Origin of the sequence: Pseudooceanicola marinus, from assembly GCF_002786295.1 — a bacterium.
GTDB classification, from domain to species: domain Bacteria; phylum Pseudomonadota; class Alphaproteobacteria; order Rhodobacterales; family Rhodobacteraceae; genus Pseudooceanicola; species Pseudooceanicola marinus.
Genome location: NZ_PGTC01000010.1, coordinates 339,951 through 354,294, shown reverse-complemented (window position 1 = coordinate 354,294; position 14,344 = coordinate 339,951). Strand labels below are relative to the sequence as shown.

The window sequence follows — 14,344 nt, the reverse complement described above, 5'->3', positions numbered from 1 at the left end:
TCGGCGGTTGGGCCGAACCCTGCCATTGCGCGCCTCATGGGGCGGATGCTGTCCCGATGCGCCGCCTTCCCCGAAGGAACCGACCCAAAGGTGAGTCGCGCAGGCCCGATTTCGCCGCACCGCCGCACAACCCGAAGCTGCAACGCAGCATCCGAATGCTCAAAATTCGCATCTGAAAGTCAATTTTCTTCGAGCGGAAACGGCCCCTTTTCTCAATTATTCGTTACTTTCAGCACCCTACGGCACAGGTGCGTCAATCGGTCCCGCTGTTGTCAGCGGCAACAGGGCGTAGCCCAAGCGCGCAAACTCGCTCTCCGTGTCGGCTGGCCCTCCCCCTCTCCCCCTCCGGCCCCACGGACAGAACAAGAGGCAAGACTTTGTTCCGACCACTCAAACTCCTGCTGGCCGCAGGGGGCGCGCTTGCGCTCTCGGGATGCCAGTACCACGTCCTCGCCCCCTCGGGCTGGGTCGCCGACCAGGAGCGCAACCTCCTGATCATCTCCACCGTGCTGATGCTGATCGTCATCCTGCCGGTCCTGTTCATGTCGGTCTACTTCCCGCTGAAGTACCGCGCGGACCGCAAGGACAAGAGCGATTACGATCCCGAATGGGCGCATTCCACCAAGCTGGAAGTCGTCGTCTGGGGCGTGCCGATTCTGATCATCATCGCGCTTGGCTACTACACCGCCGTATACACCCACCGGTTGGACCCCTACCGTGACCTGTCGCATCTCGACGCAGGTGAGCCGGTCGAGGTGCAGGCCGTCTCGCTCGACTGGAAGTGGCTGTTCATCTACCCCGAACTGGGCGTGGCCTCCGTGAACGAGCTGGCGATCCCCGCGGGCCGTCCGGTGAACTTCTCGCTGACCTCCTCCACGGTGATGAACACGCTGTCGATCCCCGCCCTGGGCGGCATGGTCTACTCGATGACCGGGATGGAGACGAAGCTGCACCTGATCGCGGATGAGGAAGGCACCTACCCGGGCCGCTCGGCGCATTATTCGGGTCCCGGTTTCGCCGGCATGACCTTCGACACGCTGGCCATGGACGAAGCGGGCTTCGAGGCCTGGGTCGAAGAGGCCCGCGGCGCAGAGCCACTGACCGCCAACAGCTACCTGGAGCTGGAACAGCCCAGCATGAACGTCGAGCCCGCCTATTACGGCGAGGTCGAGGAAGGGCTGTTCGACCGCATCGTCGAGATGTGCGTGGAAGAGGGTCAGGTCTGCATGAGCCACATGATGATGACCGACATGATGGGCGGTGGCGGCCTGGAAGGGATCGCCGATGGCGCGGCCTATTCCTACGACCACGCCCGGTCGATCGACGGCTTCGGCAACCTGGTCCCGCGCGAGACCCCCGACTACTCCGCCCACGGAGCCGGCCATGACGAAGGCTCCGAGGCATCCCATTCCGCCGACCACGGCGCGACGCATGAGGAGGCCGATCACTGATGGCTACCGAACACGTACAACCGGCCGAGACCTGGAACTGGCTTACGGGCCGTTTCACCCTCGACTGGATCCCCTACCAGGAACCGATCCTGATCGGCACCTTCCTGGGCATCGCCCTGGGCGGTCTGATCTTCCTGGCCCTGATGACGAAATTCCGTCTCTGGGTGCCCTTCTGGAAGAACTGGGCGATCTCGATCGACCACAAGAAGATCGGCATCATGTACATGGTGCTTGGCTTCATCATGATGATCCGCGGCTTTGCCGATGCCATCATGATGCGGGCGCAACAGGCCATGGCCGCCGGCGGCGCGGAAGGCTATCTGCCGCCGCACCACTACGACCAGGTCTTCACCGCGCACGGCGTGATCATGATCTTCTTCGTGGCCATGCCCTTTGTCACCGGGATCATGAACTACGTCATGCCGACGCAGATCGGTGCCCGCGACGTGGCCTTCCCCTTCCTGAACAACTTCTCGTTCTGGATGACGGTGGCCGGTGCGCTGCTGGTCAACATCTCGCTGTTCATCGGTGAATTTGCCCGTGTCGGCTGGCTGGCCTTCCCGCCGCTGTCGGGGGCAAATTACTCGACCGGGCCGGGGATGGACTACTACCTGTGGTCGCTGCAGATCGCCGGTGTGGGCACCACCCTGTCGGGCATCAACCTGATCGCCACCATCCTGAAGATGCGCGCGCCGGGGATGAAGCTGTTCGACATGCCGGTCTTCACCTGGACGGCGCTTTGCACCAACGTGCTGATCGTCGCGGCCTTCCCCGTGCTGACCGCCACGCTGGCCCTGCTGACGCTCGACCGCTACATGGACTTCCGCTTCTTCACCAACGACTTCGGTGGGAATGCGATGATGTACATCAACCTGATCTGGATCTGGGGCCACCCGGAGGTCTACATCCTGATCATCCCGATCTTCGGGGTGTTCTCGGAGATCGTCGCGACCTTCTCGGGCAAGCCGCTCTTCGGCTACAAGACGATGGTCTGGGCGACCTCCTGCATCATGGTCCTCAGCTTCGTCGTCTGGCTGCACCACTTCTTCACCATGGGGTCCGGGGCGGATGTGAACACGTTCTTCGGGATCACCACGATGATCATCGCGGTGCCGACAGGGGTGAAGATCTTCAACTGGCTGTTCACCATGTACCGGGGGTCGGTTCGGCTGGAGCTGCCGATGTACTGGACCATCGGCTTCCTGGTGACCTTCACCATCGGGGGCATGTCGGGCGTGATGCTGGCCATTCCGCCGGTCGACTTCCAGCTGCACAACACCCTGTTCCTGATCGCGCACTTCCACAACGTGATCATCGGGGGCGTCGTCTTCGGGGTCTATGCCGCCGTCACCTACTGGTGGCCCAAGGCCTTCGGCTTCAAGCTGGACGACCGCTGGGGCAAGCGGGCCTTCTGGGGCTGGTTCGTGGGCTTCTACGTCGCCTTCATGCCGCTCTATGCGCTTGGCCTGATGGGCGTCACCCGCCGGATGAACAGCTATGCCGACACCGGCTGGCAGCCCTACTTCATCGTCGCCGCCATCGGCGCCGTCATCATCCTGTTCGGCATCCTGAGCACCTTCATGTGCTTCTACGTGTCGATCAAGAACCGCAAGGCCCTGGCCTGCGGCGGTGACCCGTGGAATGCGCGCACCCTGGAATGGGCCAACCAGTCTCCTCCGCAGAAGTACAACTTCCCGCAGGAGATCCAGGTCACCGGGCGCGACATGTTCTGGAAGATGAAGCAGGAAGGCTTCAAGTGGTCGACGGACTATGCGCCGATCCACATGCCGAAGGATACCGCCACCGGCGTCCTGATCTCGGCCTGCGCCTTCGTCTTCGGCTTCGCCATGGTCTGGTACATCTGGTGGCTGGCCATCGTCAGCTTCCTGGCAATGCTCGCCATCGGCATCGGCCACACCTTCAACTACAACCGCGACTACTACATCCAGCCGGATGAAATCGCGGCCACCGAAAGCAAGGGAGCCGCCGCATGACCATGCTCGACACCCCCGTGACCGGCAAGATCGAGGGCCCTGACGGCCCCGATCACCACCCGGATCACCACCACGAGAGCCCGACCCCCATCGGGTTCTGGATCTACCTGATGAGCGACTGTATCATCTTCGGGGCGCTCTTCGCGACCTATGCGGTCCTCGGCTTCAGCTACGCGGGCGGCCCGGCCCCTGCGGACCTGTTCGAACCGGGCTTCGTCGCCATCGAAACGGCGCTGCTGCTGATCTCCTCTGTGACCTTCGGCATGGCCATGCTGGCCGCCGACAAGGGCCGGCTGGACACCACGATCACCTGGCTGATCGTCACGGGCCTCTTCGGCCTGGGCTTCATCGGCATGGAGATCTACGAGTTCCGCCACCTGGTCCACATCGGCGCGGGGCCCGACCGCTCGGCCTTCCTGTCGGCCTTCTTCGCGCTGGTCGGCACCCACGGGCTGCACGTCACCGGCGGCATCATCTGGCTGGTCACGCTGATCGTTCAGCTGCGCATGCACGGGCTGATCGGCGCCAACATGCGGCGCCTGTCGACCCTGTCGATGTTCTGGCACTTCCTCGACCTGGTGTGGATCGGGGTCTTCTCCTTCGTCTATCTCGTGAGGTTGATCTGATGAGCAACGACCACGGAACCCACCACGCCGAGGGCCACGGCGGCCACGGCACCTTCGGCTCGCTGATGACCGGCTTTGCCATGGCCGTCATCCTGACCGTCCTGCCCTTCGGGCTGGTCATGGGCGACACCGGCCTGTCCCGCGAGGTCCTGATCGGCCTCATCATGGGCATGGGCGGGCTGCAGATCATCGTGCACCTGGTCTATTTCCTGCACGTCAACAAGAACGTGGAACAGGGCTGGACCCTGGTGGCCACGATCTTCTCGGTCATCATCCTGGTGATCGTGCTGGCGGGCTCGCTCTGGGTCATGCACAACATGAACCAGAACATGATGCCGATGCCCGACATGGACGAGATGATGTCGCTGCAATCGCAGCAGGGCTGATCCAGCCGCCGACAGATCAAGGGGAGGGGCCGGGCGGGATCGTCCGGCCCCTCTCCGTTGAAGGGCCCTGCCCTGCTTCCCATGTGCCAAGAAACCCCGGCTGACCGAGGCCCCCATGACCCCCACTCCCTCCTCCTCCCCTGCCCCCGACCATGATCCGGCGCCCCGGGGCCTGCGCTGGCCCCGCCTGATCATCGTCACCCTGCTGGCCGTGATCGGCATCGCGGGCTTCGCCTGGCTGGGCACCTGGCAGATCCAGCGCCTGCAGTGGAAGACCGACCTGATCGAACGGGTCGACGCCCGCGTCCACGCCGATCCCGTCGCCGCCCCCGGGCCCGAGGCCTGGGCCGGGATCACCCGCGAGAGCGACGAATACACCCGCGTCACCCTGTCGGGCACCTACGACCATGCCGATACGGTGGAGGTCTACACGCCGTCGGACTACGGCCCCGGCTACTGGGTGCTGACGCCCCTGCGCCGCGACGACGGCACCGTGGTCATGGTAAACCGCGGCGTGGTCCCAGAGGACCGCGCCCTGTCCGACGACTACGCGCGCCCCGAAGGTCCGGTGACCGTCACCGGCCTGCTGCGCATCTCCGAGGACGAGGGCTGGCTCTTTTCACAAGACAACGACCCGGAGGCAGGCCGCTGGTATCGCCGCGACATCGGCGCGATGACCGAGGCCCTGGGCCTGCCCCGCGCGGCGCCCTACTTCGTCGATGCCGAGGCGGGCACTGATCCGGAGGCTTGGCCCCGGGGCGGTCGCACCGTGGTCAGCTTCCGCAACTCCCACCTCAGCTATGCGCTGACCTGGTTCGCGCTGATGCTGCTGGTGATCGGTGGCTACGTCCTGGTCCTGCGCAGCGAGCTGCGGCGGCGCTGACCCTGCGCAGGACCGGAAACGACAAAGGGCGGCCCCGGGGCCGCCCTTTCGCGTTCCATCGCACGGGCGCTCACTTGTGCCCGGCGATCCGGTCGATCATCGGCGCCAGGTTGGCGGGGGCCTGTTTCTGCCCGGACACCCACTGGTAGAGATCCTGATCGTTCTGCGTCAGGATCGCGTCGTAGTCGTCCAGTTCCGCCTCGCTCATCCCGTCCAGCTCCGTCTCGGCAAAGCGCATCAGGATGATGTCCATTTCCTTGATGCCACGCCGCATCGAGCGCATCTTCATGCGCTTCAGCCGCGTCTCGCGCGGCTCTCCCTGCGGGTAGGATTCGACAGGGGCGGAGGGGATGGGCGCGTCGGTCATCAGATATGGTCCTTCAGGGTCTGTCTCAGACGCTTCTCCAATAGCGCCAGGCGGTCGGCCATGCCAGCCATCTGGCTGCGCAGCTCGCGTATTTCCTGCAAGGTCGCCAGGGCGGTGGCGTCCAGTTCTCCGCCTTCGTCGGGCGGCGCCACGCCGTCGCCCTCGCCCGACAGCAGCCAGGCCAGCGACACGCCCAGCACCCCCGCAAGCATCTGCAGCTTGTTGGCGCGCGGCTCGCTCAGATCCTGTTCCCAGGACTTCAGCGTGCCCAGCTTGATCCCCAGGCGCTTGGCCAGCTGGCCCTGGGTCATTCCGGCCGCGGACCGCGCCGCCTCGATCCGGTCGCCGAAGGTGGCGTTCTCGGCCGAATACCAATCGTCACTCATCTGGGTCTCCTATCCCACGGGGCCCGCCCGCCCGGGCCGATGCAACTTGCGGGGCGCGCGCCCCAAGCCTAAGACGGAGGACAGCACATTACAAACCGGAGCCCGACGCCATGGCCTTCCTTTCCGACACGCTGGCCCGTGTGAAACCCTCTCCGACGATCATGATGACCAACAAGACGCTGGAGCTGAAGGCGGCCGGGCGTGACGTGATCGGCCTGTCGGCGGGCGAGCCCGACTTCGACACCCCCGACAACATCAAGGAGGCCGCCGTCGCCGCCATCGCGGCGGGCAAAACGAAATATACCTCCGTGGACGGCATCCCGGAACTGAAACGCGCGGTCTGCGCCAAGCTGAAGCGTGACAACGGGCTGGACTACGAACCGGCTCAGGTATCGATCGGCACCGGCGGCAAGCAGGTCCTCTACAACGCCCTGATGGCAACCCTGAACCCCGGCGACGAGGTCATCATCCCCGCCCCCTATTGGGTCAGCTACCCCGACATGGTGCTGCTGGCCGGCGGCGAGCCGGTGATCATCGAAGGGCCGCTGGAAACCGGCTTCAAGATCACTCCCGAGGCGCTGGAGGAGGCGATCACCCCGCGCACCAAGTGGCTGATCTTCAACTCGCCCTCCAACCCCACCGGGGCGGGCTACAGCTGGGACGAGTTGAAGGCGCTGACCGAGGTGCTGATGCGCCATCCCCAGGTGCACATCCTGTCCGATGATATGTACGAGCACCTGGTCTACGACGACTTCACCTTCTGCACCGTGGCCGAGGTGGAACCGGGCCTCTACGATCGCACCCTGACGGTGAACGGCGTGTCGAAGGCCTATGCGATGACCGGCTGGCGCATCGGCTATGCGGCCGGCCCGGTGGAGCTGATCGGCGCCATGCGCAAGATCCAGAGCCAATCGACCTCGAACCCCTGCACCATCAGCCAGTGGGCCGCGCTGGAGGCGCTGGAAGGAACGCAGGATTTCATCGCCCCCAACAACCGCCTGTTCAAACGCCGCCGCGACATCGTCGTGGAGATGCTGAACGCCATTCCGGGCATCACCTGCCCGAAACCCGACGGCGCCTTCTACGTCTATCCCTCCATCGCCGGGCTGATCGGCAAGACCAGCAAGGGCGGCACGTTGATCGACAGCGACGAGGCCTTTGCCACGGCCCTGCTGGAGGAAAACGACGTCGCCGCCGTCTTCGGCGCGGCCTTCGGCCTCAGCCCGAACTTCCGCATCTCCTATGCCACCTCGGAAGAGAACCTGATCGAGGCCTGCACCCGCATCCAGGCCTTCTGCGACGGCCTGACCTGAAAGGGAGCCTGATGTCCGCCGAGCTGCCCCCCTACTACTTCCGCGTCCGCGACAACGGCGCCTTCGTCTTCCGGGTGACGACGGAGGACCGCCAGCGGCGCATCGCCATGGACCAGATCGCGGTGGTCAACATCCGCAACGGCGAGGTGAAACCCCATGGCGACCGGCAGCTGGACGCCGAGGACCTGGCCGCGATCCGCGAGTGGATGGAGGCCCGGCGCGAGGTTCTGGCGGCGCGCGAGCTGGACGACATCTTCCGCTCCGTCGATCACCTGAACACCACCGCGCAATGGGTGCAGACCCGCGCCACGGACGAGGAACTGGACGCGCTCACCGATCCGCTGCTCCTGGCCATGCACGACCTGCGCACGGTGCTGGTCCGCAAGCGCGCCGAACGCCTGCTGCGTGAGCGCGAGGGCGACTGAACCCTGCGCGGCCCCACCCGGTCTCCGCCTCATTTCATCCGACAGCTGAAAATACTCTGGGGGGAATTGGGCCCGCACGGGCCCAAGGGGGGGCAACGCCCCCTCTCCCCCTAGGCTGCCCGCGCCGCAACCTCCGCGTCCGCCTGTGGCACCACCGTGCGCCACAGCCGCGTCATCATGGTGACGGCGGCCAGCGACAGGCCAGCCGCCAGCCCCAGCCAGATCCCCACGCCCCCGAAGCCCAACGGGAAGCCCAGCACCCAGGCGGCGGGCACGCCCACCACCCAGTAGCTGATGGCGGCAAAGATCATAGGCCGCCGGGTGTCCTGCAGGCCGCGCAGCAGGCCAAGCGCCAGCACCTGCATGGCATCCGCCAGCTGGAAGACGGCGGCGGCGTAAAGCAGCCCCCGACCCACGGCCAGGATCTCCTCCCGCGCGGGATCGTCGGGCGACAGGAAGACCGCGATCATCGCGTCGGGAATGGTCAGGAAGGCCAGCAACGACAGCCCGACGATGGCCAGCGCCAGGACCAGCGCCATATGGGCCCCGCGGCGGAAGGACACCATGTCGCCCTGCCCCTGCGCCCGGCCCGCGCGGATCGTCACCGCTTGGCTGAGACCGAGGTGCACCATGAAGATCATCGAGGTGATCTGGATGGCGATCCCATGCGCCACCAGCGGCAGCTCTCCCAGCCAGCCCATCAGCACCGAGGAGGCGGAGAACAGGCCAACCTCGGCCACCAAGGTCAGACCGATCGGCCAGCCGAGGCGGAAAACCTGCCCCAGGCTCTCGCTGTCGCCCTTCCACAGGCGCTGGAACAGGGATTGTTCGGGCAGGGTGCGCTGGATGTAGATCACCAGGAAGACCAGCGTGAAGATATGCATCAGGAGCGAGGACAGCGCCGCGCCGCGAATGCCCATCTCCGGGAAGCCCCAGGCGCCGAAGATCAGCGCGTAGTTGGCGATGGCGTTGACCACGACCGCAACCAGCATGACGCCCAGCACCACGTTTGTCCGCTCCAGCGCTGCGAGGTAGCTTTTCAGCACCATCGCGCCCAGGGCGGGGAAGATGCCCCAGGCCAGGATGTCCAGGTACTCGCCCGCCAGGGCCGACAGGGCGGGCGTCTGGCCGAGGGCCAGGAAGATCGCCTCCGCCGACAGCAGGATCGGCAGGATGACCACGCCGGCCAGCGCCGACAGCCAGAGCGTCATCCGCGTCAGGCGCCGCGCCTGGGTGGTGTCGCCCTTGCCCTCGGCGGCGGCCACCAGCGGCGCAAGCGCCGCGGCAAACCCGCTGCCGGCCAGGAACAGCACGGTGAACAGGGCCATGGACAGCGTTTCGGCGGCCAGGGTGGTGGGATCGTACCAGCCCAACATGGCCGCATCGACCAGCGACAACGACATCTGCGCCAGCTGGCTGCCCGCCAGCGGCAGGCCCAGGATCAGGATCGCCCGCAAGTGCCGGCCATATGTCATCGGAGTGCTCATCCCTCTCCCTTAGGCCGGCCATACGCTCACGGCAAGGCCGCCTGTCCCGGAGATCGCGACCACGCAAGGCGGCGCCAGCGGCGGCACAGGGCGGGACAAGAAAGGGGCGCCCCGAAGGACGCCCCGGTGTCCATGCCACCCGCCCCCGCGGAGGGCTGCCAAGGCGGACGGCAAACCCGGCGCCGCGCCGGAGAGCGGCGGGCGCCGGCTGGGTCTCGGGCCCCGATCAGGCCGAATGCAGCGGCTTCAGCGCCTGGCCCCATTTGAGCAGCTCATCGAAGAGGCCCTGCAGGCCTTCCTTCATCGGGTCGTTGGCCTTCACCGTGCCGTCTTCCAGCAGCGGGAAGACCATGGGGATCGGCACCACGTTGGGCAGCGGCATGGCACCCTTGTTGGCAATCAGCGTGCGCAGCTCCTGCGCGGATCGCAGACCGCCCGAGATGCCCCCATAGGAGACGATGCCCACGGGCTTGTACTTCCATTCCTTGGCGATCACCTGCAGGGCGTTGACCAGCGTGGCCGGGGCGAAGAAATCGTATTCCGGGGTGACGAAGATCACCGCGTCGGCGTCGCCGATGACCGCGGACCATTTCTTGGTGTGGTCATGCTGGTAATCCTGCATCGCCGGGTGCTTCGGCTCGTCCAGCAGGGGCAGGCCGATGTCGGCCAGGTCCACCAGCTCCACGGCGAAGCCGCCGTGCTCGCGGGCGCCGGTGTCGACCCAGTTGGCCACATCGGGACCCACGCGACCGGGCCGGGTGGAGCCGATGACGATCTTCAGTTTCAGTTTGCTGTCGCTGCTCATGACAAATCCTCTCCGTCAGAAATTTCAGACACCGCCGTAGACGCCAAGCGCCTCGCGCAGTTCCGTTTCCTCGTAGCCGAAATGGGATTCCATATCGGCGTGAAGCGCGTCGAAGGCCTCCTTCAGGGGAGCGTAGGCTGCCGCCCCCGGGGCCTGCATCATCTGCTGGGTGGCCAGGGCAAGCGCCTCCAGCCGGGCGTGGATCACCTCGTGCTCCGCGCGCAGCTTCGCCATCACCGGGGCGAATCCCTCGCCCGTGGTGCGGTCGAGATGCGGGAACATATGCGCCTCCTCGATGTCGTGGTGGGCCATGACATGGGCGCAGTGCTGACCGCAGAGGGAGCCGAAAAGGCGCAGGTTGCGCAGCATCGGCATCTCTTCCAGCCGGGCGGCCAGGGCCTCGGCACTGTCGCGGGCCTCATCGGGCGTGGCAGCCGCCTCGATCTCCCCGACCAGGGTCCGGGTGCGCGCCATGTCCTGCAGGTACATCGCATGGATCAGCGCCAGGCGCCCGCCCTGCCGACGCTGGGCATCGGTCGCCCCGGGGATCCGGGGGGCACGGGGGCGCGCGGCTTCGTTCAGGGTCAAATCGGTCATCGACGGCTCCTTTCGCCTCTAACCTATTCCGGAATGCCGCTGCGGCAATCAGCGACCTGCGCAGGGGCATTTGCACGCCCGTGCACATCCCGCGCAGGGGGCCTTTCCCCGGCCTGCCCGCACTGCCATAATGACCCGACCCAGATCACCAAAAAGAGCAGCCGGGACCATTCATGTCAGACGATCTTTTGCAGGGCGCCGAACCCCAGACCTATGATGCCTCGTCCATCGAGGTGCTGGAAGGGCTGGAGCCCGTCCGCAAGCGCCCGGGCATGTACATCGGCGGCACCGACGAACGCGCCCTGCACCACCTGGTGGCCGAGGTTCTCGACAACTCCATGGACGAGGCGGTGGCCGGGCACGCCAACCGCATCGAGGTGGAGCTGCTGGAGGACTACTCCATCATGATCCGCGACAACGGCCGCGGCATGCCCTTCGACCCGCACCCCAAATTTCCCGGCAAGTCGGCGCTGGAGGTGATCCTGTGCACCCTGCACGCGGGGGGCAAGTTCTCCGGCAAGGCCTATGAGACCTCGGGCGGCCTGCACGGCGTGGGCGCCTCGGTGGTCAACGCCCTGTCGGATTCGATGGTCGTGCAGGTGGCGCGTGACCGCAAGCTGGTGGAACAGCGCTTCTCTCGCGGCATCCCCCTTGGCCCCCTGGAGGAAGTGGGCAGCGCGCCCAACCGGCGCGGCACCACCACCACCTTCCACCCCGACGCCGAGATCTTCGGCAGCCACAGGTTCAAGCCGGCGCGCCTGTTCAAGTCGATCCGCTCGAAGGCCTACCTGTTCTCGGGCGTCGAGATCCGCTGGAAATCCGCCATCGACGACGGGGTCACGCCGACCGAGGCGACCTTCCACTTCCCCGGCGGCCTGTCGGACTACCTGAAGGAAACGCTGGACGGCTCGTCGACCTATGCCGATCAGCCCTTCGGCGGCCGTGTCGATTTCCAGGAGCGCTTCGGCGAGCCGGGCCGCGTGGAATGGGCGATCAACTGGACGCCCACGCGCGACGGGTTCATCCAGTCCTACTGCAACACCGTCCCCACCCCCGAGGGCGGCACGCATGAGGCCGGGTTCTGGGCCGCGATCCTGAAGGGCATCCGCGCCTACGGCGAGCTGGTGAACAACAAGAAGGCCGCGCAGATCACCCGCGACGACCTAGTGACGGGCGGCTGCGCCCTGGTCAGCTGTTTCATCCGCGAGCCCGAATTCGTCGGCCAGACCAAGGACCGGCTGGCCACCACCCAGGCCCAGAAGCTGGTGGAAAACGCCGTACGCGACCACTTCGACAACTGGCTGGCCTCCGACAGCAAGTCGGCGGGCGCCATCCTCGACTTCCTGGTGCTGCGCGCCGAAGAACGCCTGCGCCGCCGGCAGGAGAAGGAGACGCAGCGCAAGACCGCGACCAAGCGCCTGCGCCTGCCCGGCAAGCTGGCGGATTGTTCCAACACCAACCGCGAGGGCACCGAGCTCTTCCTGGTGGAGGGCGACTCGGCCGGTGGCTCGGCCAAGATGGCACGCAACCGGCGCACCCAGGCCCTCCTGCCGCTGCGCGGCAAGATCCTGAACGTGCTGGGGGCTGCGTCGAACAAGATCGGCGCAAACCAGGAAATCGCGGATATGTGCCAGGCCCTCGGTGTCGGTCTGGGGACCAAGTTCAACATCGACGATCTGCGCTATGACAAGATCATCATCATGACCGATGCGGACGTCGACGGCGCCCATATCGCGGCGCTGCTGATGACCTTCTTCTTCAGCCAGATGCGCCCGATGATCGACCAGGGGCACCTCTACCTCGCCTGCCCGCCGCTGTTCCGCCTGACCCAGGGACCGATCCACGTCTATGCCCAGACGGAGGAAGAGCGCGACATGTGGCTTGAGAAAGGCCTGGGCGGACGCGGCAAGATCGACGTCAGCCGCTTCAAGGGTCTGGGTGAGATGGACGCCAAGGACCTGAAGGAAACCACGATGGATCCGGCCTCGCGGAAACTGATCCGGGTGACCATCGACGAGGACGAACCGGGCGAGACCGGCGACCTGGTGGAACGCCTGATGGGCAAGAAACCCGAGCTGCGCTTCCAGTACATCCAGGAAAACGCGCGCTTCGTGGAAGAGCTGGATGTGTGAGTAAACGAGAGGGCCGCGATGCCGGTCCCCTCGGCAGTGAGAAAAAGCTATGGCACAATTCGCGCAACTCTCTGACCTTTCGGTCCAGGTCATCAATTTGGACAAGGCGGAGCGACGTTTGAAACACATGCAGGCGGAGCTGTCCGCACTCGGTCTTTGCATGGACCGCTGTGCAGCCATTACGCCGGCAGAACTAAAGTCAGCCGCACGGGACTTCGACATCGACCTGAAAAGCTGCCAACTCAGCGAAGCTGAACAGGCATGTTTCTTGAGCCACGTCCGCGCCTGGCAATCGGCGGCATCTGCCGAGGGCTGGACGTTGATCTTAGAAGATGATGTCTTCTTCAGTGCCGACACTCAATGCGCTCTGGAATTTGCCTGTCAGACAAGTCGCGCAGACATCGTCCGTCTCGAAACCTACGGTCGAGGCCGTGTCATTTTGTCGACCGCCATTGTCGCGAGTGAGGGCCATTTCGAGTTGCGGCAACTGCATGGGCGCGCCCTCGGAGCAGCCGCATACTTGATACGCCCTGATGCTGCGCAGCGGCTGTTGGACCAAGTCAAGACATTCGACACGTCTGTTGACGGCCTGCTTTTCGGTGGGGGATCTTCCACCGGTCTGCGCTTGCAACAACTCATGCCAGCAGTTGCCGTGCAGGGAGACCAGATAGACCTGCTGCTTCCAACTCCGGACGCAACTTGGCTTAAGTTGGACAAAGAACTTTTCACTTCTCAAATCGGCTCACCGAACCGGACCTATATCCCGCAAGGCAACACGCTAACCAAACTATTGAAGAGCCTGAATCGGCGTTTGCTAAGGCGTCCCAGGGTTCGCATCCCCCTGTCGCCGGCAGGTCCCCTCGCTGCGCTAGAGCGGGAAACGAACACATAGGCGGGGGATCGCTACCGGCGTTGAATAGGGGCACCTTCCCGCCCATCCGTTGACCGGTCGGAAACCTCCCCTTCCCTTCGCGCGTTGGTCAGGCAACCTGCCGCGAAAGGAGATAGCCATGAAACGTACCGTTCTCGCCACCCTCACCGCCCTCACCGCCCTGTCGGGCGCCGCCTATGCCAACCCGGGCAACGGAAATGGCAACGGCTGGGGCGGAGGGAACATCCCGCCCGGCCAGGCCAAGAAGCTTTTCAACAACCAGCACGGCGGCCGCACTGTCGTCATCGACGACCGCCGCCATGTCTACCGCTCGGGCGACCGGCTTCCGGACGGCTACGTGGTGATCCGCGATTACGATCGCTACGGTCTGCGCGCGCCGGGAGACGGCTATCGCTACGTGCGCTACGACAACGAGGTCTACCGGATCGCCCGCGACACGGCGACCGTGGCCGCCGCCATCGGCATCGTGTCCGACCTGCTGAACTGATCCGCGACTGCGGCCGCCCCGAATGGCGGGGCGGGCAAAGTAAAAAGGGGCGGCCCTGTCGGGGCCGCCCCTTTTCTGTCCGTGGCGCGGGAACGCCTCCCGGCGCCGGCGCC

15 protein-coding genes are annotated in these 14,344 nt (G+C 65.5%); 10 read left to right on the top strand and 5 right to left on the bottom strand.

The features are described from left to right. Positions 1 to 377: 377 nt before the first annotated feature. The 5 genes from cyoA to CVM50_RS05860 all read left to right on the top strand — a co-directional run bounded on the left by cyoA (position 378) and on the right by CVM50_RS05860 (position 5,340). Entirely contained in the window at positions 378 to 1,451 is a 1,074-nt protein-coding gene (gene cyoA / locus CVM50_RS05880; protein ID WP_085887549.1) for a ubiquinol oxidase subunit II, read from the top strand. Then, complete coding sequence (gene cyoB / locus CVM50_RS05875; protein WP_085887550.1) at positions 1,451 to 3,445, top strand: cytochrome o ubiquinol oxidase subunit I; 1,995 nt, start codon at positions 1,451 to 1,453, stop codon at positions 3,443 to 3,445. The genes cyoA and cyoB overlap by 1 nt, the downstream gene beginning before the upstream one ends. Further along, the gene (gene cyoC / locus CVM50_RS05870) at positions 3,442 to 4,071 is read left to right on the top strand and encodes a cytochrome o ubiquinol oxidase subunit III (protein ID WP_198431860.1); all 630 of its coding nucleotides are present in this window, start codon (positions 3,442 to 3,444) and stop codon (positions 4,069 to 4,071) included. Before cyoB ends, cyoC begins: the two co-directional genes overlap by 4 nt. Further along, complete coding sequence (gene cyoD / locus CVM50_RS05865; protein WP_085887551.1) at positions 4,071 to 4,457, top strand: cytochrome o ubiquinol oxidase subunit IV; 387 nt, start codon at positions 4,071 to 4,073, stop codon at positions 4,455 to 4,457. The genes cyoC and cyoD overlap by 1 nt, the downstream gene beginning before the upstream one ends. A 115-nt stretch (positions 4,458 to 4,572) precedes the next feature. Next, positions 4,573 to 5,340 carry an SURF1 family protein gene (locus CVM50_RS05860; protein ID WP_085887552.1) on the top strand — a complete coding sequence of 256 codons (768 nt, stop codon included), beginning with the start codon at positions 4,573 to 4,575 and terminating at the stop codon, positions 5,338 to 5,340. A gap of 70 nt (positions 5,341 to 5,410) precedes the next feature. Here the strand turns inward: CVM50_RS05860 and CVM50_RS05855 are convergent, their stop codons facing one another. Further along, positions 5,411 to 5,707 carry a succinate dehydrogenase assembly factor 2 gene (locus CVM50_RS05855; RefSeq protein WP_085887553.1) on the bottom strand — a complete coding sequence of 99 codons (297 nt, stop codon included), beginning with the start codon at positions 5,705 to 5,707 and terminating at the stop codon, positions 5,411 to 5,413. Then, positions 5,707 to 6,093, bottom strand: coding sequence for a helix-turn-helix domain-containing protein (locus CVM50_RS05850; protein ID WP_085887554.1), 387 nt, complete (start codon positions 6,091 to 6,093; stop codon positions 5,707 to 5,709). Before CVM50_RS05850 ends, CVM50_RS05855 begins: the two co-directional genes overlap by 1 nt. Positions 6,094 to 6,203: 110 nt before the next feature. On the opposite strand from CVM50_RS05850, the gene CVM50_RS05845 reads away from it, so the two are divergent. Together CVM50_RS05845 and CVM50_RS05840 are read left to right on the top strand one after the other, a co-directional pair. Then, a complete protein-coding gene (locus tag CVM50_RS05845) occupies positions 6,204 to 7,406 on the top strand; it encodes a pyridoxal phosphate-dependent aminotransferase (RefSeq protein WP_085887555.1) in 1,203 nt (400 codons plus the stop codon). Positions 7,407 to 7,417: 11 nt separating this feature from the next. Then, positions 7,418 to 7,831: a hypothetical protein gene (locus CVM50_RS05840; RefSeq protein ID WP_085887556.1), complete on the top strand. Its 414-nt coding sequence runs from the start codon at positions 7,418 to 7,420 to the stop codon at positions 7,829 to 7,831. A gap of 110 nt (positions 7,832 to 7,941) precedes the next feature. Here CVM50_RS05840 and CVM50_RS05835 read toward each other — a convergent pair whose 3' ends face one another. The 3 genes from CVM50_RS05835 to CVM50_RS05825 all read right to left on the bottom strand — a co-directional run bounded on the left by CVM50_RS05835 (position 7,942) and on the right by CVM50_RS05825 (position 10,720). Beyond that, positions 7,942 to 9,318 carry an MATE family efflux transporter gene (locus CVM50_RS05835; RefSeq protein WP_085887557.1) on the bottom strand — a complete coding sequence of 459 codons (1,377 nt, stop codon included), beginning with the start codon at positions 9,316 to 9,318 and terminating at the stop codon, positions 7,942 to 7,944. Between the two features lie 226 nt (positions 9,319 to 9,544). Continuing rightward, positions 9,545 to 10,123 carry an NADPH-dependent FMN reductase gene (locus CVM50_RS05830; protein WP_085887558.1) on the bottom strand — a complete coding sequence of 193 codons (579 nt, stop codon included), beginning with the start codon at positions 10,121 to 10,123 and terminating at the stop codon, positions 9,545 to 9,547. 24 nt (positions 10,124 to 10,147) lie between these two features. Beyond that, positions 10,148 to 10,720: a hemerythrin domain-containing protein gene (locus CVM50_RS05825; protein WP_085887559.1), complete on the bottom strand. Its 573-nt coding sequence runs from the start codon at positions 10,718 to 10,720 to the stop codon at positions 10,148 to 10,150. A 173-nt stretch (positions 10,721 to 10,893) separates the two neighbouring features. On the opposite strand from CVM50_RS05825, the gene parE reads away from it, so the two are divergent. The 3 genes from parE (at position 10,894) to CVM50_RS05810 (ending at position 14,231) form a co-directional block, all read left to right on the top strand. Continuing rightward, positions 10,894 to 12,852 carry a DNA topoisomerase IV subunit B gene (parE, locus tag CVM50_RS05820; protein ID WP_085887560.1) on the top strand — a complete coding sequence of 653 codons (1,959 nt, stop codon included), beginning with the start codon at positions 10,894 to 10,896 and terminating at the stop codon, positions 12,850 to 12,852. A 49-nt stretch (positions 12,853 to 12,901) separates the two neighbouring features. Then, positions 12,902 to 13,744, top strand: a complete 843-nt coding sequence (locus tag CVM50_RS05815; protein ID WP_085887561.1) for a glycosyltransferase family 25 protein — start codon at positions 12,902 to 12,904, stop codon at positions 13,742 to 13,744. A gap of 118 nt (positions 13,745 to 13,862) precedes the next feature. After that, a complete protein-coding gene (locus CVM50_RS05810; RefSeq protein ID WP_085887562.1) occupies positions 13,863 to 14,231 on the top strand; it encodes an RcnB family protein in 369 nt (122 codons plus the stop codon). Positions 14,232 to 14,344 lie beyond the last annotated feature (113 nt).

Bases quoted from the DNA above. Each gene is read 5' to 3' on its own strand.
- cyoB (WP_085887550.1), top strand. From the start codon at position 1,451: ATGGCTACCGAACACGTACAACCGGCCGAGACCTGGAACTGGCTTACG.
- cyoC (WP_198431860.1), top strand. From the start codon at position 3,442: ATGACCATGCTCGACACCCCCGTGACCGGCAAGATCGAGGGCCCTGAC.
- cyoD (WP_085887551.1), top strand. From the start codon at position 4,071: ATGAGCAACGACCACGGAACCCACCACGCCGAGGGCCACGGCGGCCAC.
- CVM50_RS05860 (WP_085887552.1), top strand. From the start codon at position 4,573: ATGACCCCCACTCCCTCCTCCTCCCCTGCCCCCGACCATGATCCGGCG.
- CVM50_RS05855 (WP_085887553.1), bottom strand. From the start codon at position 5,707: ATGACCGACGCGCCCATCCCCTCCGCCCCTGTCGAATCCTACCCGCAG.
- CVM50_RS05850 (WP_085887554.1), bottom strand. From the start codon at position 6,093: ATGAGTGACGATTGGTATTCGGCCGAGAACGCCACCTTCGGCGACCGG.
- CVM50_RS05845 (WP_085887555.1), top strand. From the start codon at position 6,204: ATGGCCTTCCTTTCCGACACGCTGGCCCGTGTGAAACCCTCTCCGACG.
- CVM50_RS05840 (WP_085887556.1), top strand. From the start codon at position 7,418: ATGTCCGCCGAGCTGCCCCCCTACTACTTCCGCGTCCGCGACAACGGC.
- CVM50_RS05835 (WP_085887557.1), bottom strand. From the start codon at position 9,318: ATGAGCACTCCGATGACATATGGCCGGCACTTGCGGGCGATCCTGATC.
- CVM50_RS05830 (WP_085887558.1), bottom strand. From the start codon at position 10,123: ATGAGCAGCGACAGCAAACTGAAACTGAAGATCGTCATCGGCTCCACC.
- CVM50_RS05825 (WP_085887559.1), bottom strand. From the start codon at position 10,720: ATGACCGATTTGACCCTGAACGAAGCCGCGCGCCCCCGTGCCCCCCGG.
- parE (WP_085887560.1), top strand. From the start codon at position 10,894: ATGTCAGACGATCTTTTGCAGGGCGCCGAACCCCAGACCTATGATGCC.
- CVM50_RS05815 (WP_085887561.1), top strand. From the start codon at position 12,902: ATGGCACAATTCGCGCAACTCTCTGACCTTTCGGTCCAGGTCATCAAT.
- CVM50_RS05810 (WP_085887562.1), top strand. From the start codon at position 13,863: ATGAAACGTACCGTTCTCGCCACCCTCACCGCCCTCACCGCCCTGTCG.